Origin of the sequence: Ekhidna sp., assembly GCF_965212185.1 — a bacterium.
Classification (GTDB): Bacteria; Bacteroidota; Bacteroidia; order Cytophagales; family Cyclobacteriaceae; genus Ekhidna.
The window spans coordinates 419,553-441,924 of record NZ_OZ243102.1; the positions used below are offsets into that span (position 1 = coordinate 419,553).

General features: G+C 38.3%; 22 protein-coding genes. 7 read left to right on the plus strand and 15 right to left on the minus strand.

Translation table 11 applies throughout. The annotated features are described in order from the left end of the window. Positions 1-61 precede the first annotated feature (61 nt). Positions 62-1,201 (plus strand): formimidoylglutamase, encoded by a 1,140-nt coding sequence (locus ACOMC3_RS01865; protein WP_420317825.1) that lies wholly within the window; start codon positions 62-64, stop codon positions 1,199-1,201. Here the strand turns inward: ACOMC3_RS01865 and ACOMC3_RS01870 are convergent, their stop codons facing one another. The 4 genes from ACOMC3_RS01870 to ACOMC3_RS01885 form a co-directional block, all read right to left on the minus strand. Continuing rightward, positions 1,202-1,396, minus strand: coding sequence for a PspC domain-containing protein (locus ACOMC3_RS01870; RefSeq protein WP_420317826.1), 195 nt, complete (start codon positions 1,394-1,396; stop codon positions 1,202-1,204). 360 nt (positions 1,397-1,756) lie between these two features. Continuing rightward, on the minus strand, positions 1,757-2,767 hold the full coding sequence (locus ACOMC3_RS01875) for an ABC transporter ATP-binding protein (RefSeq protein ID WP_420317827.1): 1,011 nt from the start codon (positions 2,765-2,767) through the stop codon (positions 1,757-1,759). Then, entirely contained in the window at positions 2,764-4,338 is a 1,575-nt protein-coding gene (locus tag ACOMC3_RS01880) for an ABC transporter permease (protein ID WP_420317828.1), read from the minus strand. Before ACOMC3_RS01880 ends, ACOMC3_RS01875 begins: the two co-directional genes overlap by 4 nt. Next, positions 4,319-5,347: an extracellular solute-binding protein gene (locus ACOMC3_RS01885; protein WP_420317829.1), complete on the minus strand. Its 1,029-nt coding sequence runs from the start codon at positions 5,345-5,347 to the stop codon at positions 4,319-4,321. The genes ACOMC3_RS01880 and ACOMC3_RS01885 overlap by 20 nt, the downstream gene beginning before the upstream one ends. A 356-nt stretch (positions 5,348-5,703) precedes the next feature. On the opposite strand from ACOMC3_RS01885, the gene ACOMC3_RS01890 reads away from it, so the two are divergent. Then, a complete protein-coding gene (locus ACOMC3_RS01890; RefSeq protein ID WP_420317830.1) occupies positions 5,704-8,952 on the plus strand; it encodes a PAS domain S-box protein in 3,249 nt (1,082 codons plus the stop codon). Here the strand turns inward: ACOMC3_RS01890 and ACOMC3_RS01895 are convergent. Further along, positions 8,942-9,532, minus strand: a complete 591-nt coding sequence (locus ACOMC3_RS01895; protein ID WP_420317831.1) for a LuxR C-terminal-related transcriptional regulator — start codon at positions 9,530-9,532, stop codon at positions 8,942-8,944. The genes ACOMC3_RS01890 and ACOMC3_RS01895 overlap by 11 nt on opposite strands. Before the next feature lie 80 nt (positions 9,533-9,612). Here ACOMC3_RS01895 and ACOMC3_RS01900 point away from each other — a divergent pair, with 80 nt between their 5' ends. The 3 genes from ACOMC3_RS01900 to ACOMC3_RS01910 all read left to right on the plus strand — a co-directional run bounded on the left by ACOMC3_RS01900 (position 9,613) and on the right by ACOMC3_RS01910 (position 12,066). Then, entirely contained in the window at positions 9,613-10,971 is a 1,359-nt protein-coding gene (locus ACOMC3_RS01900) for a response regulator (RefSeq protein ID WP_420317832.1), read from the plus strand. After that, positions 10,958-11,611: a response regulator gene (locus ACOMC3_RS01905; RefSeq protein WP_420317833.1), complete on the plus strand. Its 654-nt coding sequence runs from the start codon at positions 10,958-10,960 to the stop codon at positions 11,609-11,611. Before ACOMC3_RS01900 ends, ACOMC3_RS01905 begins: the two co-directional genes overlap by 14 nt. Positions 11,612-11,742: 131 nt before the next feature. Beyond that, positions 11,743-12,066 carry a hypothetical protein gene (locus ACOMC3_RS01910; RefSeq protein ID WP_420317834.1) on the plus strand — a complete coding sequence of 108 codons (324 nt, stop codon included), beginning with the start codon at positions 11,743-11,745 and terminating at the stop codon, positions 12,064-12,066. Between the two features lie 177 nt (positions 12,067-12,243). Here the strand turns inward: ACOMC3_RS01910 and ACOMC3_RS01915 are convergent, their stop codons facing one another. Genes ACOMC3_RS01915 through ACOMC3_RS01930 form a run of 4 tightly spaced genes read right to left on the minus strand, consistent with a single transcriptional unit; the run spans position 12,244 to position 13,549 of the window. Continuing rightward, on the minus strand, positions 12,244-12,468 hold the full coding sequence (locus ACOMC3_RS01915) for a hypothetical protein (RefSeq protein ID WP_420317835.1): 225 nt from the start codon (positions 12,466-12,468) through the stop codon (positions 12,244-12,246). Next, positions 12,449-12,607 carry a hypothetical protein gene (locus ACOMC3_RS01920; RefSeq protein WP_420317836.1) on the minus strand — a complete coding sequence of 53 codons (159 nt, stop codon included), beginning with the start codon at positions 12,605-12,607 and terminating at the stop codon, positions 12,449-12,451. The genes ACOMC3_RS01915 and ACOMC3_RS01920 overlap by 20 nt, the downstream gene beginning before the upstream one ends. Before the next feature lie 5 nt (positions 12,608-12,612). Continuing rightward, on the minus strand, positions 12,613-13,224 hold the full coding sequence (locus tag ACOMC3_RS01925) for a class I SAM-dependent methyltransferase (protein ID WP_420317837.1): 612 nt from the start codon (positions 13,222-13,224) through the stop codon (positions 12,613-12,615). 10 nt (positions 13,225-13,234) lie between these two features. After that, the gene (locus ACOMC3_RS01930) at positions 13,235-13,549 is read right to left on the minus strand and encodes a rhodanese-like domain-containing protein (RefSeq protein ID WP_420317838.1); all 315 of its coding nucleotides are present in this window, start codon (positions 13,547-13,549) and stop codon (positions 13,235-13,237) included. 164 nt (positions 13,550-13,713) lie between these two features. Here ACOMC3_RS01930 and ACOMC3_RS01935 point away from each other — a divergent pair, with 164 nt between their 5' ends. Further along, the gene (locus ACOMC3_RS01935; protein WP_420317839.1) at positions 13,714-14,400 is read left to right on the plus strand and encodes an aspartate/glutamate racemase family protein; all 687 of its coding nucleotides are present in this window, start codon (positions 13,714-13,716) and stop codon (positions 14,398-14,400) included. A gap of 33 nt (positions 14,401-14,433) precedes the next feature. Here ACOMC3_RS01935 and ACOMC3_RS01940 read toward each other — a convergent pair whose 3' ends face one another. The 6 genes from ACOMC3_RS01940 to ACOMC3_RS01965 form a co-directional block, all read right to left on the minus strand. Further along, entirely contained in the window at positions 14,434-15,063 is a 630-nt protein-coding gene (locus ACOMC3_RS01940; protein WP_420317840.1) for a Crp/Fnr family transcriptional regulator, read from the minus strand. Between the two features lie 215 nt (positions 15,064-15,278). Next, entirely contained in the window at positions 15,279-15,464 is a 186-nt protein-coding gene (locus ACOMC3_RS01945) for a YgaP family membrane protein (RefSeq protein WP_420317841.1), read from the minus strand. Between the two features lie 11 nt (positions 15,465-15,475). Beyond that, positions 15,476-15,781, minus strand: coding sequence for a hypothetical protein (locus ACOMC3_RS01950; protein ID WP_420317842.1), 306 nt, complete (start codon positions 15,779-15,781; stop codon positions 15,476-15,478). Positions 15,782-15,788: 7 nt separating this feature from the next. Next, positions 15,789-19,010 carry an efflux RND transporter permease subunit gene (locus ACOMC3_RS01955; RefSeq protein WP_420317843.1) on the minus strand — a complete coding sequence of 1,074 codons (3,222 nt, stop codon included), beginning with the start codon at positions 19,008-19,010 and terminating at the stop codon, positions 15,789-15,791. A 13-nt stretch (positions 19,011-19,023) separates the two neighbouring features. Next, positions 19,024-20,100 (minus strand): efflux RND transporter periplasmic adaptor subunit, encoded by a 1,077-nt coding sequence (locus tag ACOMC3_RS01960; protein WP_420317844.1) that lies wholly within the window; start codon positions 20,098-20,100, stop codon positions 19,024-19,026. 18 nt (positions 20,101-20,118) lie between these two features. Continuing rightward, positions 20,119-21,429, minus strand: a complete 1,311-nt coding sequence (locus ACOMC3_RS01965) for a TolC family protein (RefSeq protein WP_420317845.1) — start codon at positions 21,427-21,429, stop codon at positions 20,119-20,121. 455 nt (positions 21,430-21,884) lie between these two features. Here ACOMC3_RS01965 and ACOMC3_RS01970 point away from each other — a divergent pair, with 455 nt between their 5' ends. Further along, positions 21,885-22,298 (plus strand): HYC_CC_PP family protein, encoded by a 414-nt coding sequence (locus ACOMC3_RS01970; protein WP_420317846.1) that lies wholly within the window; start codon positions 21,885-21,887, stop codon positions 22,296-22,298. Positions 22,299-22,372 lie beyond the last annotated feature (74 nt).

The window sequence follows — 22,372 nt, forward strand, 5'->3', positions numbered from 1 at the left end:
GAGGCTTTTTTTTGTTATCTGTAGTGGACGTTCATTTTAAGACTATACCTATCTTAGCCCTATGGACCTAAAGCTTTTTTTCAATCCCACTGAGGTAGATGTAGATTCAGATCCAGCTACATTTCAATCTTCGATTTACATCAACAGACATAAAATGCCAGATCACGAAGGCATGGATATAGCATTAATTGGACTTACAGAATACAGGGGACAATCAGAAAGTGCAGAACAAACATCAGCTGATGAAGTCAGAAAGCAATTATATAAGCTGAAAAAAGGCTTTGGGGATTACGCCATAGTGGATCTTGGCAATTTTAGGAACGGCCCTAAACTGGAAGACACATATTTAAGGCTTAAGGAAGTGTGTGGGTATCTTATGGAAAAAAACATAATCCCAATTCTTTTTGGTGGAAGCCATGATATGGATTTGGGTCAGTATTATGCGTATGAGTCTGCTGAAAAATTAATTTCAGTTTTGAACATAGATAATTCAATGGATTTGGAAGAGGATCAATCTGCTTCAAAAGGACACATAAGCAAGATATTTAAACATGAGCCTAACTATCTTTTTAGCTATTACCATTTGGCTTATCAAAGTTACCTGACCAATCAAAAAGCTTTGGAATTGCTGGAGAAGTTGTCATTTGAGGCTATCAGGCTTGGGGTGGTAAAGGAAAATATCAAAGAAATGGAGCCATTGGTTCGAGATGCTGATATGTTGACCTTCGACATGTCTGCAATTCAGGCGTTTTATGCTCCAGCAGCAACAGATTCCAAGGTTTATGGTTTGACAGGAGAGGAGGCATGTCAGTTATGCTGGTACGCCGGTCAAAATGAAAAGATGAGTTCAGTTGGACTTTATGATTATGATGCCACAAGTGATTCTGAAGATATGAAGACCGCTTTTGTTTTGGCCACAATGCTTTGGTATTTTATAGAAGGCTTTTATCATCGTAAAGGAGATAAAAACTTCAAATCCAATGATTACATCATGTATGAGGTTCACCTTGGTGGTGATCCGGAAACAATAAGGTTTTATAAAAGCAAATTATCCGAGCGGTGGTGGATGGAGGTACCCAATCCAGAGGCAGAAGGACTGTTTAATAGAAATCGAATGATTGCATGTAATTACAGCGACTATGATCTGGCCTTAAAAGGAGAACTACCTGACCGATGGATGAATTTCTTCAATAAGGTCTGATTAATACCGTGGTGGAATTATAATCCAAAGAAGGATATAAATTAAAATTCCAGGGAAAGCCGCGCTTATCACGGAGAGAATAAGATATCCAATTCTTATTAGTGTAGGATCCCAATCCAGATATTCAGCAATACCTGCACAAACTCCACCTAGCATTCTATCATTTGATCTGAAAAGTCGTTTTGTCATTTCCATTAAGTCTTTAGTTTAAAGATGAAACTTTTTTATGAATTTCTGATAAACTGATCTTTCCAATTTGGTCAAGTATGGTTTTGGGGGATGGTGTATCTGCAGTTTGAATTTTGGTCGAAGCATTGATGCTTTCTGCAGTGTATAATGATTTGGCATTCAAGGTAATTAGACATGCCAATAGAATACCCAATAAAATTATCAGGGTACGATTACGTCTAATTTTTGTTCGGTTGGTTGCCATTTGACTTACATGTTTTACAAACGGTATGCCAAAGTAATTAAGTACCTGAAAATCAGAAATATACAGAATACCCTATTCTTACATGTGTGCATAAACGCACATTAAACCCGAAAGACTGAACACTATTTAAATACCTGTATTTGCTCTTCAGGGACTTTTAAATAGATGTTTTCTCCAACATCAATGTGACACCTTTCAGTTTCGAGGCTGATGAATTCATCGGTTTTAGCATTCTCAATTCGTAAAACATCATGAGGACCTTTGAATTCCTTTCTAACCACCTTACCACTTAAGTTATAATCATCTGAATTTGAAATTGCTATATTCTCAGGTCTTATGAATAATTGAAATTCATCAACTCTTTCATTTTCGAAGTTAAGGTTACCGAAGGAAGTATGTACTGTGTGATTATCAACGTTCTTTCCGGAAATGATAACACTAGCCCCAAAGAATTCTGAAACGTAGGGAGATACAGGTTTTTTATACACTTCCGATGGTGTACCGGCTTGTTGAATTTCGCCTTGGCGCATTACCACTAACTTATCTGCAATGAGAAATGCGTCAGATGCTTGATGACTTACTAAAATAGTGGTGATTTTTAATTCTCTAAGCAGATCAAATATCTCTTCCCTAATCTTTGCTTTTAGCAATTCATCAAGACTACTGAATGGTTCGTCCAAAATTAGAAGGTTTGGGTCGATTGCTAATGCTCGAGCTAATGCGACTCTTTGCTGCTGACCTCCTGATAACTCATGTGGATATCGTTTTTCCAGCCCATCCAGTCCTGTCATTCCAAGCAACTCCTTTAATTTCTTCTCTGATTTCTCTTTTTTACTAATCGCAAAGAAAATATTGTCTTTTACAGTGAGGTGTGGAAAAAGAGACAGGTTCTGAAACACAAATCCAAATCTTCTTTTTTCAGGTTTCCAATGAGTGATTTCTTTATCTCCCAAAAAGATATTGCCACTATCAGAAAATTCCAGTCCCGCAATAATCCTCAATAAAGTGCTCTTACCACAACCGCTCTCACCAGTTAGAGATAAAATCTCACCTCGATTTACCTCAAGGGAGATATCCTTCAATATTTTATTGTCTCCAAACGACTTATTGATGTGTTCTGCTTTGAGGTTCATTTACGATGTAGGATGCGATTCAAGTAGTAAACTGGTACGGCACTTGCAAAAATAATAAGAAGACTTGCCGAAGAAGAACGAGGAGCCATTTCATCTTTTGCATATTGAAATGCATTAGTTGCCAGAGTTTCGAAATTAAATGGTCGCAATATAAGTGTCACTGGAAGCTCTTTGGCAACATCAATGAATACCATAATTAGAGCACCGGCTAAGACTGGTTTTAGTACTGGCAGATGAACCTTAATCAAGTTTCTCCATCTATTACTTCCTAGGGAAATTGCAGCATCATCAATTTGTCTTGGAATTTTTTCAAACCCTGACTCTATTGATCCATACCCAACAGCAAAAAACCTGACGGTATATCCAAAAACCAATGCGATAATTCCTGAATAAATAAGATTTGGGTTGATGATTAATATAAATGCAATTATGCCGATGGCAATAACAGCACCTGGCATTGCATATCCTAACATTGGAAGCTTGGATGTGGTCTTTCTTATTCCCTTTTTATTGACAAGTCTGAAAGTGTAGGTAAGTAAAACTGATAATGATACGACAATCAAACTTGTAAGACTTCCAAGTAAGGCTGTGTTTCCTGTAAGGGAAATTAGTTGACGCCAGACCTCATTAGAATAAGTAAGATAAAACCACCATAAAAGTTGTGTTACTGGAATGATGAAGCCTAAAGCTACAGGTATAAAGCAGATGAAAAATATCAACCATTTCTTCCTAGTAGTGATTCGAGTTAATTCTCTTTCAGACTTATCATGAGTGCCTTTTTTACTGCTACCAGCTCTAAACTCAATAATGAGTAAAACTACCACAAATAGCATTACAATCATGGAAAGGAATACAGCTGTGGATAAGTCACCTAAAGCCAGCCATGATCTAAAAATACCGACAGTAAAAGTAGGAATACCAAAATATGAGACTACTCCATAATCATTAAGAACTTCCATTATTACAAGAATGAGTCCTGCGAATACTGAAGGCCATGAAAGAGGTAAGACAACCCTGAAAAATGTCTTTCTCATTGACTGACCCAATGATCTTGAGGCTTCTATTAATGAGGCAGATTGAAGTAAGAATGCAGATCTGGAGGTCACATAAACGTATGGATACAGGACCAATCCCATTACAAATATGGCTCCTGAGTGGGTCATTAAATCAAAATAGTAATCCGTACCCAACCAGCGAAGAAAAATTCTCATTGGGCCTGCATAGTCTGTCAGACCGACATATGCTATGGCATTAATAAAAGTTGGTATAGCTAAAGGCAAGATCAAAATCCATTCGAAGTGCCTTCTAAATGGGAAATCATAAATAGTCACTAGCCAGGCAGTACCAACACCAAAAATGAGCGTAAATATTGAAGTACCTATTACCAGGATAGAGGTATTCCAAAGATATAATGGGAGTAGATTCTTTGAAATATGTAAAAGGTTGGAAGTATCTAATGTAAAAGAGCGACTCGCTACAAACACAAGTGGCACTATTAATACCGCCAGTACCAAGTTTGTTGCGAGTCGCCAAAAAAGATGTCTTGAATGTTTAATTCCAGCCAGCTTCATCAAAGATTTTTATGGCCTCATCCAAAAGATTTGGATTTTTCGCATAATCTAGATTGTCTATTTTGAAGTCACCCCAAGCCGCAATGGTAGAGTCCGGAGCTACATTTTTATTTACTGGATATTCAAATGAATTAGAGGCATAAAACTTCTGCATTTCTTCACTTGTCATGAACTCAATAAACTTGATTGCATTGTCTTTGTTCGGTGCATATTTTGTTACACCAATTCCACTTATGTTTATATGTCCGCCACGTCCATCTTGATTTGGGAAATAAATGCCAACTCTTTGACCTGCTTTTACTTCTTCAGGATTTTCGGAATTAAGTAGTAGACCAACATAATAGGTATTTACAACTGCAATGTCACCTATGTCAGAAGCAATCGCTTTGATTTGGTCTCTATCTCCACCTTTTGGTTCTCTGGCCATATTGGCCACAATCCCAAGTGCCCATTCTTTGGCAACTTCGGTTCCATTTTCATGAATGATTGATGAAAGTAACGACTGATTATATGAGCTGCTTGAAGAGCGTATTAGGATTCGATTCTTCCATTTTTCATTTGCCAGATCTTCGTATGTAGATAGTTCAGATACATTGACATCTTCTTTGTCATACGCTATCACACGCGCTCGGTATGTCAGTGCATACCAATTCTTATCTTCATCTATAAAGCCTTCTCTGTGATTGGTGTTGGCTTCAACTGACTGAAGTAATCCCATTGATTTAGCTCGATTGAGTTTAGCTGCGTCTACAGTAATAAGTACATCAGCCGGAGAGTTTTCTCCTTCCATTTCTAGTCTGCTTATTAGCTCGTCAGCACCAGCCTTTACAAGGTTAATCTCTATGCCAGATTCTTTGGTAAATCTCTCAAAAGCGACTTTATCAGCATCATAATGTCTATGGGAATAGACATTTAATATTTGCTTTTCTGAAGCGTTTTCTTCTTTGTTTTCCTTGGTGCCCGTACAGGCAAAAAATATGGTGAATGTTAAGAGGTATATATATCGCATAAGTCTTTTTTTGCAAATGTAATTATTTAGAATCAATCTAAATAAAGTAAAAAGACATAAAAAAAGGTACCTCCTCCGAGGCACCTAATCACCTAATCACACTGCTGAACGCATTGTACTTTTAATAAGAATTAACTCACCAATTAATTCTTGTTAAACTTTTAATATCAAGTAATATTTTACTCAATTATTACATTACAAATAGACGACTTTATGAGAGTTCAAAACCTCGGTACTAATAATGAATTTGATTTAGTTAAAATGCTTATGTTGGAAAATCATTCTCAATTATTTCATTTTTCTTTCATTCATTTCCTCTTAAATTGGGTTAATACTCAAGTTTCATTCTAGCTATTTTGGAGAATCAAATTAATACTCAATATCACCACGCGCTTGATAATATGCCCTTTGGAATCATCCAGGTTAACACAAATGGGAATATTATTTATGCTAATAAATCGGCCTTTAAGTTGCTAGGCATAAAAAAGAATAAAGATTTATTAGGAGCGAGCTATGAATCCTTTAAGTGGACGCAGTTTAATGATCGGATGGAGCCATTACAGGTTTCTGATCATGCCTTATATGACGCCTTAGTCAATGAGAAGGTCGTCACATCAAATGTTCAGGGAATTGAAGTTGATGGCAAAATCAGATGGTTTTCTATTAATGCAGCCCCCATTTATGATGATGAGATTTTGGTTGGAGGTATTTCAAATTTTGCGGATATAACCGACAAGGTTAACGTTGAAAGAAAGCAACAAGAGGATTCTGCGCGATATAAAACCTTAGTTGAAAATATAAATGGAGTCGTATGGGAGACTGATATTGGTTCTGAAATTTTTTCTTACGTAAGCCCCAAAGCCAAACAACTTTTAGGATTTCCTATCAAAGAATGGATGAAACCTAAATTCTGGCAATCTAGAATTTATAAAGAGGATAAGGACAGGGTTTTGTCATATGAAAAGAGCAAAGCGAAAGAATTGAGTAGCTACCAGATTGAGTATCGGATGGTTCGTAAAGATTGCGATTTGATTTGGGTGAGAGATTTGGTAGAAGTAGTATACGAAGGTGACATACCAATCAAGCTAAGGGGAATTACCTTAGATATTACCGAAAGGAAAAACTCAAGGTTACAGCTTAGAGACACAAAGCAAAGGTATCAGCGAATGATATCCGAAGCACCATATGCAATAACGATCTATAATAAAGAGGGAACTTTAGTAGCTGCTAATTCTAAATGCGAAGAATATTGGTTGGTTGACCTGAAGGAATATATAGGCAAATTCAACATTTTTAAGAATGAAATTTTCACAAAAGATTCTCAGATCGATGAAATAAGAAAAGCATTTGAAGGAAAAAGCGGAGAAATAACAACAGCAGTAAATCTATCTCATGCAGAAACAAAAAAGCATTATAGATTGAAATATTATCCACTTTTTGATTCAGATAATAATCTTGAAAATGTCATATACATCACTGAGGATATTTCTGATTATGTTGAAACCAGTCAAACTATTCAAAAAGAAGAAACGCTTAAGCAAGGGATATTAGATGCGTTGGATGAAGCCATACTTGTTATTGATGCAAATGGGAACATACTCAACGTTAATAAGAAGCTAAAGACCTACATTCGAAAACAACCATATTCTGAATTGGAGATAGGAAGGTCAATCTTTGATTTTATTGAATACCTGGATAATGATGACTATTTAAAGAATGGATTAAATACAATCTTAAATGAGGAAGTAAAAGTCATCGAGCATGAAATGAAAATGGCTGATGGGAAATGGTACAATCTAAGAGCCACACGCCTTGAAGAGCCATTTGGAGCTGTTATTTCATGGCAAAATATAAATACCAGAAAGGAAATCGAGATGGCTTTGGAGAAGTCACTTAGAAAGTATAGGAACATCTACAATAAGGCTCCTGTAATGATGCATTCAATCAATGACAAATTGGAGATAATTAGCGTAAGTGATTTCTGGTTGGAAAAGATGGGGTATGACCGAAATGAAGTTATTGGTAAGACGCCTATTGATTTTCTTGCCGAAAATTCTGTGCCTTCTATAGCTACTAATCTGAAAAATTTTTTCAAGGATGGGATCATAAAAAATGTTGAGTACACCTACAAAAAAAAATCAGGAGAGACGCTAGATGTCCTATTATCTGCAGTGGCAGAATATGATGAGGAAGGAAATTTTGAGCGTTCAATATCCGGTATGCTTGATGTGTCTGATCTAAAAAAGGCAGAACGAAAACTTCAGGATAGTCAATTAAAGCTCCTTGAATCCCAGCGAATATCCAAAATCGCAGATTATGAATATGATGTAACGACAGGAGCGTTTGAACCATCAAAAGAAATGATTTCGATGATGGGGTTTGCAAAATCTGATAGACATGTATCTGTAGTAGAGCGATTGATTCATCCAGAGGACCTTACTGAATTTGTTAAAAAACTTGAGAATAGCATTCATGAAGGAAGAGACTTTTTTCATATCTACAGAATCATACATTTGAAATCTAAGAACTTAAAATGGATTTCTGGTAGAGGGAAGATGATCAAGGATGAAGATGGCAATGTTATAAGAATGATAGGCACTGTTCAGGATATTTCTGAACAAAAACATGCTGAGCAGAAGATTAAGCGTCTTACCGATAGAGTTTTATTGGCAACCGAAATTGCCAATTTGGGAGTTTGGGAATATGATCGTGAGAAAGATGAAATCTTTTGGGAAGACCAGATGTATAACATATTCAGCAATACAGATCGTCCGCTCTCACTTGATGAATTAAGGTCCTATTTTGTTGAGGAAAGTTTGGTTGATTCAAGTCTTGAACTGATTCGCAATGGTATCAATTTCCTCGAGATGGAAGTTAAAATCAAAGTAGATGATGAGATCAAATACCTTCGTGCTTTTACCAGAGTATTGAAGGATAATAAGAATAAGCTCCGTGGTATGATTGGAGTCGTTTATGATATTACAGCAGACAAGCAACTTCAAAACCAGCTTGAATCCTCTCTAGAAGAGAAAAATATATTAATCAAAGAAGTACATCATCGAGTCAAGAATAACATGCAGTTAATCTCGTCGATTTTAGCATTAAAATCCTATGAGCTGGACAATGAAAAATCGAAACAAATTTTTGAAGAAATAAACGATCGGATCAAAGCGATGGCTGTGATTCATGACAAACTTTATACGTTTTACAATGTATCAGAAATAGATATTGCTGAGTATCTAAATCATATTGCGAATGAACTTCAAATTATTCTTTCATCTTCAATGTTTACCGTCAAGGTTGATTCAGAAAGAATTGTACTTGATGTAGAAAAGGCACTTTTGATCGGTTTGATGGTGAGTGAAATGGTTGGAAATGCCGTTAAGCATGGGTTCAAAGAAAAAGAAGCTGGAAAGGTGTCAATTTTCTTTTCGAAGGTAGAAGAAGATTATGTTCTACGGGTTCTTAATAATGGAGAAAAATTGGAGCCCGAAGTACTTAATAAATCTACTGGCCTTGGAATTTCATTGATTAAAACTTTCTCTAAGCAACTTGGAGGCACAGTAGAAGTTGACGATCAAAATGGCTTTAAAGCTACCTTTTGAAGGTAACTGAATAGTCAAATAAAATTTGAATTAAGCCACTGGTTGTTTTGCATCCAATTTTTCTCATGATATTGCCTTTGTGAGCATTTACTGTCCTTACACTTAAGCTCAATTTTTCTGCGATTTCTTCATTTGTCAAATCTTTTCTCATAAAGGTTAAGATTTCACTTTCTCTTTCAGTAAGTGAAGAAATACGTTCTGCTATTTCATTTGCTTTGTTTGAAAAAAGCATTGAAATCATGGCTTCATTATAAAAAATATCTTTTGAAAGAGCTGTTTGGATAGTTTTCATTATTTCTGAAGCTTCCATTGAAAGGGACAAAACTCCATTAATATCATATCTGCTTGTGTACTGTATTAACAATGGCTTGATATTGTTACAGAAAAGAACAATCGGGATTTCAGAATTAAATTCAGCAATCTCTTCTGGATGTACGGTTTCGGTATCTACTATGATCAAATTTAAATCCTCTTGATAGTCAGGAGAAAGGGCGCAATGGTTTGGATAAACTTCATCTATAAGTAGAAATAGATAGTTTGGAAAGGAAGGATTTTTAGATAATATAAAAACGTGTTGCATTTATCTGGCGGATATATGACGATTCAAATTGTAATATCCTACAATTTCTTATAAATTCGGATTAATCGGCTTGAAAAGCTATGGGAAAAATTTTAGTTGCAGAAGATTCAATCATTGTAAATCAGCACATTAAACATGCGCTTGAGTCAGGTGGACATGAAGTAATATCTGTTTATTCTGGCAAAGATGCAGTCTCTACTGCTCGGCAAGAGGAACCAAATCTAATCTTGATGGATATCATGATGGAAACTAATTCAGATGGAATTGATGCCGCATTTGAAATCAAGCAAGATCTCGACATTCCAATAATCTTCCTAACTGCACTTACTGATGAACCGACAATTGAAAAGGCAAAATTCAGCCTACCATATGGATATGTAGTAAAACCTTTCAATGAAGCGGAGCTGCTATCAAACATAGATGTTGCTCTTTATAAAGCACAGGCCGAGAAAAAGATTAAGGAAAACAGTGAGCTCTTTCAAGCGATAATCAATTCAATCGATAAAGCTATTTTCTTATTGGATTCTAAAGGTGTCATCAGATATACGAACTCTGTGGTTGAAAAAATCACCTCTTTTCCTTTCGAGCAGCTCATGAATAAAAAGATATCAGAGGTCTTAAATTTTTACGATTACAAAAGTGGAGTGCCCGTAGAGGTAGTAGGGAAGGATGAAGTGGAGGAATTAGAGCTTAAGCTACGAGAGGATGATCGAATTTTTGGCGATTTCTATTCTCACAATGTGTCTTTAGATGAAGACTATACTTTATTGTTTTTTAAAGACATATCAGAACGTGTTAAAATGCACGAGTTTAACGAGAACATGAAAAATCGACGATTAGCATCGTTTATTGAAGGTCAGGAAAAGGAAAGAGAAAGAATTGCTCGTGATCTGCACGATGGTGTTGGACAGATTGCTAATATGATCAAGCTGTCAGTTAAAAAAGGAGATACTGGTCCGGAGCTTTCTGATATGGTTGATCAGTTTCTGGACGAGATGAGGAAGGTAACAGATGGATTGTTACCAACACTGCTTAGCGATTTTCCTATAGAAGTGTGCGTTAAGAAAATATTAGATCAGGCTACTAAGTCTTCCGAGATCAAATTTGAATTCCACTCTGAGGACCTTCCGGAGCTTGAAATGAAGCATAAAGTAAATATCTATAGAATTGCACAAGAGAATATTTCAAACATTATCAAACATTCACAAGCAAAAAACGCTTCTATACAGTTATATGGGTTCCATGATCATTTACAAATGACCATCGAAGATGATGGTTTAGGATTTGAAGTTGGTGATTATACAACGAACACCTCACATCACGGTATACAAAACATTTTATTTAGAGCGCAAGTTTTAAAAGCTGAGTGTAATATTGATACTCAAAAAGGAAAAGGAACATTCATCAGCCTAAAGATCCCATTTAATGAAAAAGACTAAACTATTCCTCGTAGAAGATCATGAACTAGTTAGAAAGGGTGTTAGAAGCATTATCGACCTAGATCAAACCATTGACATAATTGGTGAGTATGATCGAGCCTCAAAAGCAATCGAAGCAATTGACGGTGGTAATATGCCGGATATCATTTTAATGGATATTTCAATGCCTGAAATGACGGGATTAGAGGCAGCTAAAATAATTGGTGAAAAACATCCAGAACTTAAAATTATCATACTTAGCATGTATAAGGATGAAGAGTATGTCATGGAAGGCCTTAATTTCAATATTGCGGGATACGTAGTTAAGGATAGTGTAGCTGATGAAATTTTAATTGCAATTGAAAAGGTATTGGAAGGAGGAAAATTCTTTTCCAGAGAAGTCATAGATACAGCACTTAATTCTTACAAGGAGATAAAGAAAGAAAAAAAGAAAGCAGATAGTGTTCAACTCACAAAAAGAGAACTTGAAGTTTTGAATGACATTTCTGATGGTCTAAAAAGTCAGGAAATAGCTGAGAAATTATTTATTAGCGAACGGACTGTTGAAGCTCACCGAGGAAACATTATGAAGAAGCTAAGTGCCAAAAACATGGCTGAACTCATTAAAAAGGCCATGAATCTTGGTCTAATAAAGACCTAACCATAGTGATTTTGCCTAAATAAAGAACCGTATTTACCTTCCTATAATTAGCAGATTCTACAATTAAGTTTGATGTAGTTTAAAATAAGCAGAAACCGCCTAATTCTAACTCTTGAATTAATGGTATAAATATGATTGTAAATAATACCCATCAGAAAATTGACGCTTTACGTGAAATAATGCCGGAGGGGTTTGTGTTTGTGTTAGATACTACGGATCGTTCATTCATCTACAAATCAAAGAATAGCCCTGATTGTGAGCAATTTGTCATCTCATTAGATCAGGTTTATGGAATTGATGGTTTAACAAAAGATCAAAACTCCTACACTCATCATGATGAGAAAACGATAATTAAGCTTCAAAAAATTGGCGGTAACACATATCTAGGAATTTGCACCTCAAACGATAACAATTCCTTAGAAAAACTGTCTCTTGCCGAGAATTACATTAAGTAGGATAATGATATTCAGCCTAAGTTAGATCTTGTAGATACATTCTCGTCCAAACTGAAAAAGCCAACACTTTCGTACTGACTTGCATTTTATATTGAATTCGGAGGGATTACTCATGAGCTCAACCCCTTCTACACATCCACCACACTTAAGATTCTCAATTTGTATAATCTCAGTATTTCATTTTTTTACAATTGTTTTAACAATCATAATAACCAAAAACACCCAGGGGAACCCATGAAGCACTGTGTCAAAGTAGTCCATGATGCCCATGCCTTCAGCTCCTCCTGCTATCCATTTTAGCTTGCCCCATATATGAGGTTCAGGAAAGTATGGTAAAAGACCAAGCGTAAGGCATAGTGCCACAGCCAGTCCGAGCTTTGATTTATTTTTTTTCAAGTGCACTAATTCTTTTCTCCAATTCGATCAATTTATGAATGATGATGATATGGGTTTTCTTGGCATCAATACCCACTACACTTTCGTCACTGGCTATCATCTTTTCAATAGCCTCATATTCGGCTTTTGGTATTTCGTGATTCATAGTTCTTATTTTTTCTTCGCAATCATTCTTATTATCCTGGAAACTCCATTATGGTATTCTCCTTCTGATAAATCTACCTCTAATTCCGTCAACTCCAGTATTGAAAGATTTATGAAGTCTGCTCTAAGAGTCTCTTTATCGAGGAGCATGTCAATGTCTTTTGGTCCTCCGGTATCAAGTTCAATTTGTTCCTTGCGGAATGCCTCGTATAAAACAATTCCGCCCGGCTTTAATGAATCAATAACTTTTGTGTGTAATGCTTTTCGTGTTTTCGGGTCACAATGAGCATAGGTCATCACTGCTAAGTCATACGCTTCATGTTTCGGTTCCCAGGCTTCATGATCATTCGTTGTATAATTGATCGAAACACCTCTTTTAATCGCAAGCGATTCAGCTTTAGACTTTCCTTTTTTTGAACTGTCATAAGCATCAACCTCCCAACCAAGAGAAGCAGCGTAAACGGCATTTCTTCCTTCTCCTTCCGCTGGGAGAATGACCTTGCCAGGCTTCAAATCATCAATTACTTCTTTCAAAAATTGATTGGGTTGCTCACCATAGACATACTCTTTCTTCGCATATCGATTATCCCAGAAGTTTTGTTGATAAAAATTAGCCATATGTTTAAAATTATGAAATGCTCACAGCTTTATTCCAGGCTCCAATACCCCCTTGAAGATTATAAAGTTTTTCAAATCCCATATCAGCCATTAGGGCACAAACCTGACCGCTTCTGTTTCCACTTCTGCAGTATATCAAGTAGGTTTTTGCTTTGTCAAGTTTGGCAACCTCTTCTCTAAAATTGGGATCAAAAAAATTGATCATGGTGTATCCTGGTATTGAACCCTCAGCCAACTCGCCAGGTGTTCGCACGTCCAATACTACATGATTCTCTGTAGTTCTTAATTCTGCAAATGTCTCTGCATTAATATTTTGATACTTCATTTATCTATTCATTTATAATTTATATGTGCTTCAAAATTAATTTTCATACACATCCAAAGGCGTAACTTTTGTTACACAGCCACTTTCCCAATTCGAATAATTTTAACTTTAAAGAATACAAGGTTTACTAAACACCAGATTACATAACTCTAGACAAACATGCTATGAAAACACTGGGAATGATTGGAGGAACATCATGGCACTCTACCATAGAGTATTACCGGCTTATTAATGAAAGAGTGGGGGACAAAATAGGAAACCAGTCTAACCCACCGCTCATCATTCATAGCATCAATATTGAAGTGATGCGTGAGCAGAATAGGGAGAAGATCAATGCAAAATACCTTGATGTTGCAAGGAAACTACAGACGTCAGGTGCGGAAGCAATAATAATTTGTGCTAATACTCCTCACATGGCTTATCCTTTTGTTCAGCCAAAAATTGATATTCCAATACTGCACATTGCTGATGCGACTGGTAATGATGCCCGAAAACAAGGGCTAAAAAAATTGGCGCTTTTAGGGAATAGGCCAACCATGACCGGGGACTTTATCCCCAAAGTGCTCAATGACCATTTTTCTATTGAAACAATAATTCCAGATCCTCAATACCTGGATCAGGCACATCATTATGTCTCCAAGGAGCTGACACAAGGAGTTTTTTCAAAGGAGGCTAAAAACTTCTTTTTGGAACAAATGAATTTGTTAAGAGAAAAAGAGGCAGAGGGAATTATCTTGGGATGTACCGAGTTGCCAATACTATTTAAGGAAGTGAGCTATGAAATTCCACTATTGCCAACTACAGAATTGCATGTGAATATGGCGGTAGATTTTATTTTGGAGGAGATTTAGGGAATGATAATATTTGAATTGGATGTATTACAACTATAAAATTTCGATTTTATTCCGGTATTGCTCTATTCTACCATCTTTTTCAAGCTGCTTTAAGAGCCTTGAAACTACTACACGAGAGGTATTTAGTTCATTGGCAATCTGCTCGTGTGTTTTATGTATTTCGAAAGAACCTGTGGCTTGTTTGGTGTCTAGCAAATACTTGTAAACCCTCTCGTCCATTTTGTGGAAAGCAATACTGTCAATCGTCTTCAGCAGCTCTTCGAATCTCAATTGATAGGATCCAAAAACAAATCTTCTAAAGGAAGGATACTTCGTTACCCATGAATCCAGGTACGTCATTGGAATCATCCAAATAGTAGAATCTTCTTCAGCAATTACCTTGTAGGCTGCTTTTTCACCTTCTATGCAGCAGGTAATTGACATGGCGCATGTTTCTCCACCCTCCAGGTAATACAGGAATATTTCTTCACCGTTTGAATCTTGCCGCATTACTTTAAGCAAGCCTGACAAAACAATAGGGATTTCGTTTGCGGTGCTGTCCGGACCTATTAGCACATGGCCTGCTTTTGCTTTCTTAAGCCTCCCTATTGTGACTATTTCGTCAATGAGTTTAGGCTCTAGCCCTGCTTTGCTGAGAACGACATCTATATTTTCGGACATTTTTGTGATTTACTCGAATTCTAACCTTGAATTTAGTGGAAGGGTTCCAATATTCACATTCAATCCTTAAGTGGATTGCCTCCGACTAAGGTTGTGTATGAGTAAGGCAATTGGAACAATCTTATTGTTCAAGTAAATCACCAGTGAGACATGCTCACTTTGTCCAGTCTAATAGTTATCTATTTAATGGAAATCATTGATAGCTATCTTTTTGCCTAATCCTCTACGCCTAATTTGGCTAGGATGTCACTCATTAAGCACCACTTGGTAAATGATGACTGGAGTAAGTTCGCTCCAACAAATGCAGTAAACCACAACCAGTTGATGTTTATATAAATCGAGAGCAGGAGACTCACCAAAATAAATGTTCCTGCTACTGCGTGTACTATTCTTGTTCTCATTTTCTATTTGTTTAAATACTCTTTTTTACATCTACCACAACCGCATGTACATGAGACATGGAGTCCTGATCTTTATTGAATTCTGCAATGGCATTTAATACCTTATCTACCCCTGACTTTTCCACAAATGCATAGAATAAAGCAGAACGGTGCTCACCGGAACTGGAAGCAAACCAGTTGTCATCATTTGGCTGATCTGACAAGTCTTTGTATCCGGTCACATCCATGTGGGAAAATGCTTTTACCTCACTTTTCTTAAGCAGTCTTTTGATGTCTTTTTCATAAGACTGCACGGCTGTTATGATTAATAATTCCATTATTTTTTTATTTAATTTCCTCAGCTATCGCTTCCTTTTCCCATTTTTTTCTTTCGGTCATGTAGTAAATCAATGGTACTACAATCAAGGTGAGCATCGTTGAAACAATCGCTCCGGCTACCAGCGAGATAGCAAGCCCTTGAAATATTGGATCGAAAAGGATAATAGAAGCGCCAATTACAACAGCTCCTGTAGTCAGTAAAATCGGTGTGGTTCGTACGGCCCCTGCCTCTATGATGGCGGTCTTCAGGTCTACACCATCATTCAATCGAATTTCGATGAAGTCAATAAGTAGCACGGAATTCCGCACCATAACACCTGCTAATGCAATCATCCCAATGAATGACGTAGCGGTAAAGAAGGCTCCTAAAATCCAATGGCCCAGCACAATACCAATCAATGATAATGGAATAGCCAGCATCATTACGATTGGGGTTTTAAAGTTTTGAAACCACCCGACAATCAACATGTAAATCACGATGATCACTACCACGAAAGCACCACCCAGGTCCCGGAATACTTCCAGTGTAATCTGCCATTCGCCATCCCATTTTACGGTGAAGTCCGATTCATCTTCCGGCTGGCTCATGTACAATTCATTTACTTTAAAGCCCGCAGGCAAGTCCATTGCCTCTAGCTTTTCAGTCATGCCAAGGATAGCATAAGCAGGACTTTCTAACTCACCGGCCATATCTGCAAGGACGTATACCACCCGTTTCTGGTCCTTTCGATAGATCGTAGATTTTAGCGTGTCTTTTTTAACAATTACAATGTCTCTCACTGGCACCATATTCCCCTTCATTCCTTTGATTTTGAGGTTTTGAATCCGCTCAATCCCGGCTTGCTCCTGATCTTCCAACTCCATAACAATACCCACTGGATTATCTGCGTGCTCGTCATACAAGTTGCTGACAGGATGACCACCAAGAAGATAGGTCAGATTACCAACCACCTGCTGTGGCACAATGCCATACATCATGGCTTTCTCTCGATCTATATCGAGCGTGTATTCGGTTTGTCCAGCCTCTACATACCAGTCGATATCTACAACGTCTTGTGTGTTTTCGAGAATCTCCTTTACCTGCTCAGCTACTTTTATCTGCTCACGATAATCTGGACCGTAAACTTCTGCCACGAGAGTAGATAGTACCGGAGGACCGGGTGGCACTTCTACTATTTTCACATTGGCATCATATTTCTTTGCGATGCGCTGCACCTCCGGACGAACTCTAGTAGCAATTTCATGGCTGGCATGAGAGCGATGCTCTTTATGCAAAAGGTTCACCTGGATATCAGCCATGTTGCTACCTCCACGCAAGTCATAGTGCCGAACTAAGCCATTGAAGGTAATCGGTGCGGAAGTGCCAGCATAGGTTTGATAGTTTACAACTTCCGGTTCGCCCGCCAAATACTGCGCGATCTCTGCTGTTACAGCAGCGGTTCGCTCGAGCGTTGTTCCTTCGGGCATATCTATGATCACCTGAAATTCATTTTTATTGTCAAATGGAAGCATTTTTACTACCACTGACTTGGTGAAAAACATGGCCATTGACCCGAAAAGCAACACAACTGTGATACCCAGCATTACCCAACGTTTCACTCCACTTTCCAGAAACGGCATTTCAATTTTGCTATACATACGATGAATCCATCCAGGTCCATGCTCTTCATGACTTGTGCCATCTTTGCCTTTCTTGTCTTTTTCTATCAAAAAGTGATAACCCAAATAAGGCGTCACTGTCAACGCAACAAATAGCGACAGCATCATTGCGATAGAAGCACCTATTGGCATAGGACTCATATAGGGCCCCATCATACCTGAGACAAATGCCATAGGAAGAATTGCTGCAATCACGGTAAATGTTGCCAGAATCGTAGGGTTACCTACTTCATTGATGGCATAAATTGCCGCTTGTGCAAATGGCAGTCGCTTGGACTTGAAATGACGGTGCATGTTTTCGGCGATGATAATACTGTCATCCACCACGATACCCACGACAAACACCAGCGCAAACAACGTGATCCGGTTGAGCGTGTAGCCCAGCATGTAATAGCTGAAAAGCGTAAGCGCAAAAGTCAATGGAACGGAAAGGAATACCACCAGACCTCCGCGCCAGCCCATCGCCAACATGACCAGTACAGTTACGGCCACAATAGCTACTCCCAGGTGAAGCAACAGTTCTCCAACTTTGTGAGAAGCTGTTTCTCCGTAGTTCCGTGTTACCTCTACCTGTACGTCATTTGGAATGAGTGTCGTTCTGAGCAAATCGATTTTGTCCAGAATCTTATCGGACACTTTCATGGCGTCAGCTCCTTTTACCTTAGCTACCGAAATTGTAACTGCGGGATAAGTTGCGGGATTTACATTGTAAGCTTCGTTTGCTTTCCCATATCCAAAGGCCACATAATCTTTGGGTTTGGAAGGTCCATCCATTACAGTCGCCACCTGACTCAGATAAACGGGCAACTGATTATTTACTCCGACCACAATACCTCCAACATCTTCAGCAGAATTTAGAAATTGTCCCGTAGTTAGAAGATATTCTGAATCTGAGACAACAAATTTTCCTGATTGAGAACTACTGTTACTGGCTTTGATTATTTGCATAATGCTTAGTACATCTACACCATTCTCAGCCATCTTATCCTTGTCCAGTAAGATCCTTAGTTGACGCGGACGGCCTCCGATTTCACGGGTAATAGAGACATCTTTAACCTTCTCTATTTCTGAAGTGACCTCCTCTGCAAGTAAACGCAACTGGTAGTCATCGTAGTTTTTGCTCCAAAGTGTGAGGCCCAACATCGGCACATCATCTATGGATCGGGTCTTTACAATTGGCTCGTAAACAGTCTCCGGAAACATGTTTTGGTGTTTCATCAGCTCATCATAGAGCTTCACATATGACCGCTCAGTGTCTTCTCCTACATAAAACTGCACGACCAGAACGGCCATACCATTCATAGCCATACTGTGAATATGCTCTACGCCTTTTATGTTAGAGATAATCTTCTCAAGTGGCTCTACCACCCGGCTCTCTATCTCTCTCGGAGAAGCTCCCGGATATCCCACCATCACGTCAGCCATTGGTACAATGATCTGTGGCTCTTCCTCTCTTGGGATTAAAAAGGAGCTATATACTCCGATAATCATCAAAGCGACCATTAACAGGATGGTAAGCTTTGAATGGATAAAAAAGTTGGCGACTTTGCCTGATATTCCTTCTTGCATATCCGTCTCCCTTTTAATTGTTGATTAAAATTTTTGCTCCGTTGTAGAGCTTACCTTCAGGCTTCATGATGTACTGCTCTCCGTCTTTTACACCGGATAATATTTCTACCTGTCCATCTTTCGATTGTCCGGTACTCACCCATCGTAGAATAGCGGTATTTTCGTCTCCTACGGTATAAACACCTGTTAGCTGCCCATTTCTTACCAGTGCATTTTCTGAAACAACCGGAGAAGTGTTTCTGGATTTTTGTCCGGTGGCAATGGAGGCGTTGATGAACATTCCGGGCAAGATGTCTTTCGCATCTTTCAGGTCAATTTTCACCAGGTATTGTCCTCCGGTGTTTTTGGCTGAAAGACTCACCTCTTTCACTATTCCTTCCAATGACAAGTTTTTAGATTTCACCAGTACCGAAGTATTTGCGCCGGTTTTCACTTTTGAGATTTGGGATTCCGGTACCATCACAGCCGCTTCATAAGCGGAAGTTCCCTCTACAGTGACCAAAGACATTCCAGGATTTGCGATATCACCTTCCTTGACAAATGTGTTGGTTACTACACCTGAAAATGGAGCTCGAAGGTTGGTGTATGCAAACTGTGCTTCGACTTCATTCTCCATCTGCTTTGCAACTTCTAAACCGGCCCTGGCCATTTCATAACGGGTGGTCATGTTCTCTAACTCTTTTTTAGAAGCACTTCCTTTTTCATATAGAACCTGAAAACGCTCGTAATCTTTCTTCGCATTTTCCAGTCCACTCTCAGCCTGAGTAATGGAGGCTTGTACCTGAGCTTTTTTTGCTCTAAGATCAGCGCTGGAAATAACCAGTAGCAAATCGCCCTTTTTGACTTTGTCTCCAGATTTTGCCACCACACGAGACACATTACCCATCATTCGGGTGCTGATGTTGGCACTGCTTGCGGCTTCTAAACGTCCGCTAACCTGAATGGTCTGAGCTTCGCCCAAACTTTTAACTGTTCCTACTTCAACTGAAATAGGTTTCATTTCTGCTACCTGGTGCTTTTCACTTGATCCACATCCTGTAAGGAATATTGCAAGTGCCGGGATTATTGATATGTATGTAATCTTTGTCATTTTATATTTTCTTATCTTTTATTCTCTTGTTAAAAAATGAAGGTATTCTTTCGTGAAATTGTATTCGAAGATGGCTTGCTGTAGCTGGAGTTCTTTCTGATATTTCTGGCTTTCTGCAGATAGCAAATCCACCGTTTTTTCAAGACCTTCCTCAAATCGATCTTTCCTGATTTTGAAAGATTCAGATGCCTGTTCAAGGGCCACCTGTGATAGCTCTATTTTATGCGCGGCATCTGTCAGCAGCCTGTTAGCACGACTTAGTTCCGCTTGTTGCTTTAACTGATACTCCTCCTGCTCCAGTGTGGCTTTTTCCATTTCCAGACGTGCCTTGGTGGTCTTAGCTACGTTAGCATATCCTGAAAAAATATCCCATGAAAGCTTAGCGCCCATGATGTATCCGTTCGCATCGAACCCGAGCGGTTGGTTATCATAGATTTGAAAACTTCCGAATGCATTGATCCGCGGTACAAACTTCATCTTTGATGACATGAGCACATTTTGGTATCCATCTACCGCCTTGTCCATGGCCAATAAATCTTTTCGATTTTGAGGTAGAATTACCGGATATGACTCGCTCGTGTATACAAGTGGTGGTTGCCCTTCCGGCTTTAACACATATGAGCCCGGTTCTTGCCCCATTAACGTTAAGATTTGATCAGAGGCATTTTGTACATTGGATCGGGCATAATTCAGTTGACTTTTTACCTCATTGGCTCTAACCATTACATCTAATACATCTGCTTTCTGAACCAGGCCCTGATCATAATAATCAGTTGTCATTCTGACCGCTTCATTTACCGTCAGCTCCGCTCGTTCCAATACTTCAACAGCTTTATAGGCCAACTGCAACTGCATGTATTGCTTAGTGGCTTCAAATTGCAGGTATTCCTTGGTTCGTTCCGCTTTGAGTTGATAGGCTTCCTTTTGAATCTTAGCAGCCGTACGACCATATACTCCATCAAGATTGAGGAGGGGCTGAAGTACCATTATCTCGGTTGCATAGTTTTCTACATTGTCAGGATCATTTAGCAAGGCAGGGTTGAAGTCTTGTTGCGTCAGGATTTCCTGATTCAGCTTAGATCCGAATGCCATCAATGGATTATTAGTGGTCATCGCTGTGTAAGAAGCCGTCACTTTAGGCAGAAATAGCGCGTTTGACTGCTGATAATTTGCCTGTGCCATTGCAGCTTGCTTCTCTGCTATTCTTGCCTGTTGATTGTTTATATTCACCTTCTCTAAAAACGCTGCTTTTGAAAGTGAAAGCGTGTCTTGGGCAGACAGAGTACTGACTCCTGCAACCATTAATAGTATTAGTAATATCTGTTTCATTTTCAAATTCTCATTCATTCGTTTTACTCTCCTTGGAACTGTTTGTATTGTCAATACTTCAGCTCTCTTAGAATTACTTTTTCGGATATGTTCCAATTGTTTTATGTGGCAAGTTTACGGTGGTGGGAAAAGGGTTAATGAAACAAATGTTACACAAGAGGTTGTATTGTAACATTTGTTACAAAGCCACTATGGCATAAATCTTCATTTAAAATCAGATGCAATAGAAGGTCGTTATAAGAATAATATTGTTGTGAACACAGAGGAACATGAACTTCCATTTTACCCATTGAAGATCTATAAGTATGAATTAATGCCCTGATATGATAACCGAAGAAGTAACCGACTGATTGGGGCTCAATTAATGGGATTGTAATGGGTTTGAATTGAAATCATATAACTCTTTCCCAAAATTCTGTAAATCCTTCCTTTTCACTTTTCGTATATTTGTTGAGTTGAAAAAGATAATATCCATATCGCTTGCTATCATTTTATTGCTTGGAAACGTTGGGTTTACCTACGGAACCCACTTTTGCATGGGCATGGCAATGAAAAGTGAGCTCATGCTGGGTCAGGAGCATATGGATTGTGGTATGGGCACCATGGATCACCCGGACCATGAAGACGAAAAAATGCACTTTGCAGCCCCAGACTGCTGTGAAAACGAATATGTAACACTTGAAACGGATGAGCTTTTCAAGAAAGATATTTCTACTGAGTTAGCACAAATCTTTGTCACCTCAACAATAGCTGGTTTCCTTTATGAAATTAACCCTGAGTTCAACCAAAATCAACCAATTCCGGTTGATAGCTCCCCCCCATTACCTGACCTGGATTTTCAGGTACTCTATCAGGCATTCTTGATATGACTTATTGATTTGAATGTATTTACAGGCACCAATAGGTGATCCTGCATCTATACTTTCTTTCAAATCAATAAATC

What these genes read in the sequence shown, in the direction of transcription:
- ACOMC3_RS01865 (WP_420317825.1), top strand. Translation starts at nt 62, where the DNA reads ATGGACCTAAAGCTTTTTTTCAATCCCACTGAGGTAGATGTAGATTCA.
- ACOMC3_RS01870 (WP_420317826.1), bottom strand. Translation starts at nt 1,396, where the DNA reads ATGGAAATGACAAAACGACTTTTCAGATCAAATGATAGAATGCTAGGT.
- ACOMC3_RS01875 (WP_420317827.1), bottom strand. Translation starts at nt 2,767, where the DNA reads ATGAACCTCAAAGCAGAACACATCAATAAGTCGTTTGGAGACAATAAA.
- ACOMC3_RS01880 (WP_420317828.1), bottom strand. Translation starts at nt 4,338, where the DNA reads ATGAAGCTGGCTGGAATTAAACATTCAAGACATCTTTTTTGGCGACTC.
- ACOMC3_RS01885 (WP_420317829.1), bottom strand. Translation starts at nt 5,347, where the DNA reads ATGCGATATATATACCTCTTAACATTCACCATATTTTTTGCCTGTACG.
- ACOMC3_RS01895 (WP_420317831.1), bottom strand. Translation starts at nt 9,532, where the DNA reads ATGCAACACGTTTTTATATTATCTAAAAATCCTTCCTTTCCAAACTAT.
- ACOMC3_RS01900 (WP_420317832.1), top strand. Translation starts at nt 9,613, where the DNA reads ATGGGAAAAATTTTAGTTGCAGAAGATTCAATCATTGTAAATCAGCAC.
- ACOMC3_RS01905 (WP_420317833.1), top strand. Translation starts at nt 10,958, where the DNA reads ATGAAAAAGACTAAACTATTCCTCGTAGAAGATCATGAACTAGTTAGA.
- ACOMC3_RS01910 (WP_420317834.1), top strand. Translation starts at nt 11,743, where the DNA reads ATGATTGTAAATAATACCCATCAGAAAATTGACGCTTTACGTGAAATA.
- ACOMC3_RS01920 (WP_420317836.1), bottom strand. Translation starts at nt 12,607, where the DNA reads ATGAATCACGAAATACCAAAAGCCGAATATGAGGCTATTGAAAAGATG.
- ACOMC3_RS01925 (WP_420317837.1), bottom strand. Translation starts at nt 13,224, where the DNA reads ATGGCTAATTTTTATCAACAAAACTTCTGGGATAATCGATATGCGAAG.
- ACOMC3_RS01930 (WP_420317838.1), bottom strand. Translation starts at nt 13,549, where the DNA reads ATGAAGTATCAAAATATTAATGCAGAGACATTTGCAGAATTAAGAACT.
- ACOMC3_RS01935 (WP_420317839.1), top strand. Translation starts at nt 13,714, where the DNA reads ATGAAAACACTGGGAATGATTGGAGGAACATCATGGCACTCTACCATA.
- ACOMC3_RS01940 (WP_420317840.1), bottom strand. Translation starts at nt 15,063, where the DNA reads ATGTCCGAAAATATAGATGTCGTTCTCAGCAAAGCAGGGCTAGAGCCT.
- ACOMC3_RS01945 (WP_420317841.1), bottom strand. Translation starts at nt 15,464, where the DNA reads ATGAGAACAAGAATAGTACACGCAGTAGCAGGAACATTTATTTTGGTG.
- ACOMC3_RS01950 (WP_420317842.1), bottom strand. Translation starts at nt 15,781, where the DNA reads ATGGAATTATTAATCATAACAGCCGTGCAGTCTTATGAAAAAGACATC.
- ACOMC3_RS01955 (WP_420317843.1), bottom strand. Translation starts at nt 19,010, where the DNA reads ATGCAAGAAGGAATATCAGGCAAAGTCGCCAACTTTTTTATCCATTCA.
- ACOMC3_RS01960 (WP_420317844.1), bottom strand. Translation starts at nt 20,100, where the DNA reads ATGACAAAGATTACATACATATCAATAATCCCGGCACTTGCAATATTC.
- ACOMC3_RS01965 (WP_420317845.1), bottom strand. Translation starts at nt 21,429, where the DNA reads ATGAAACAGATATTACTAATACTATTAATGGTTGCAGGAGTCAGTACT.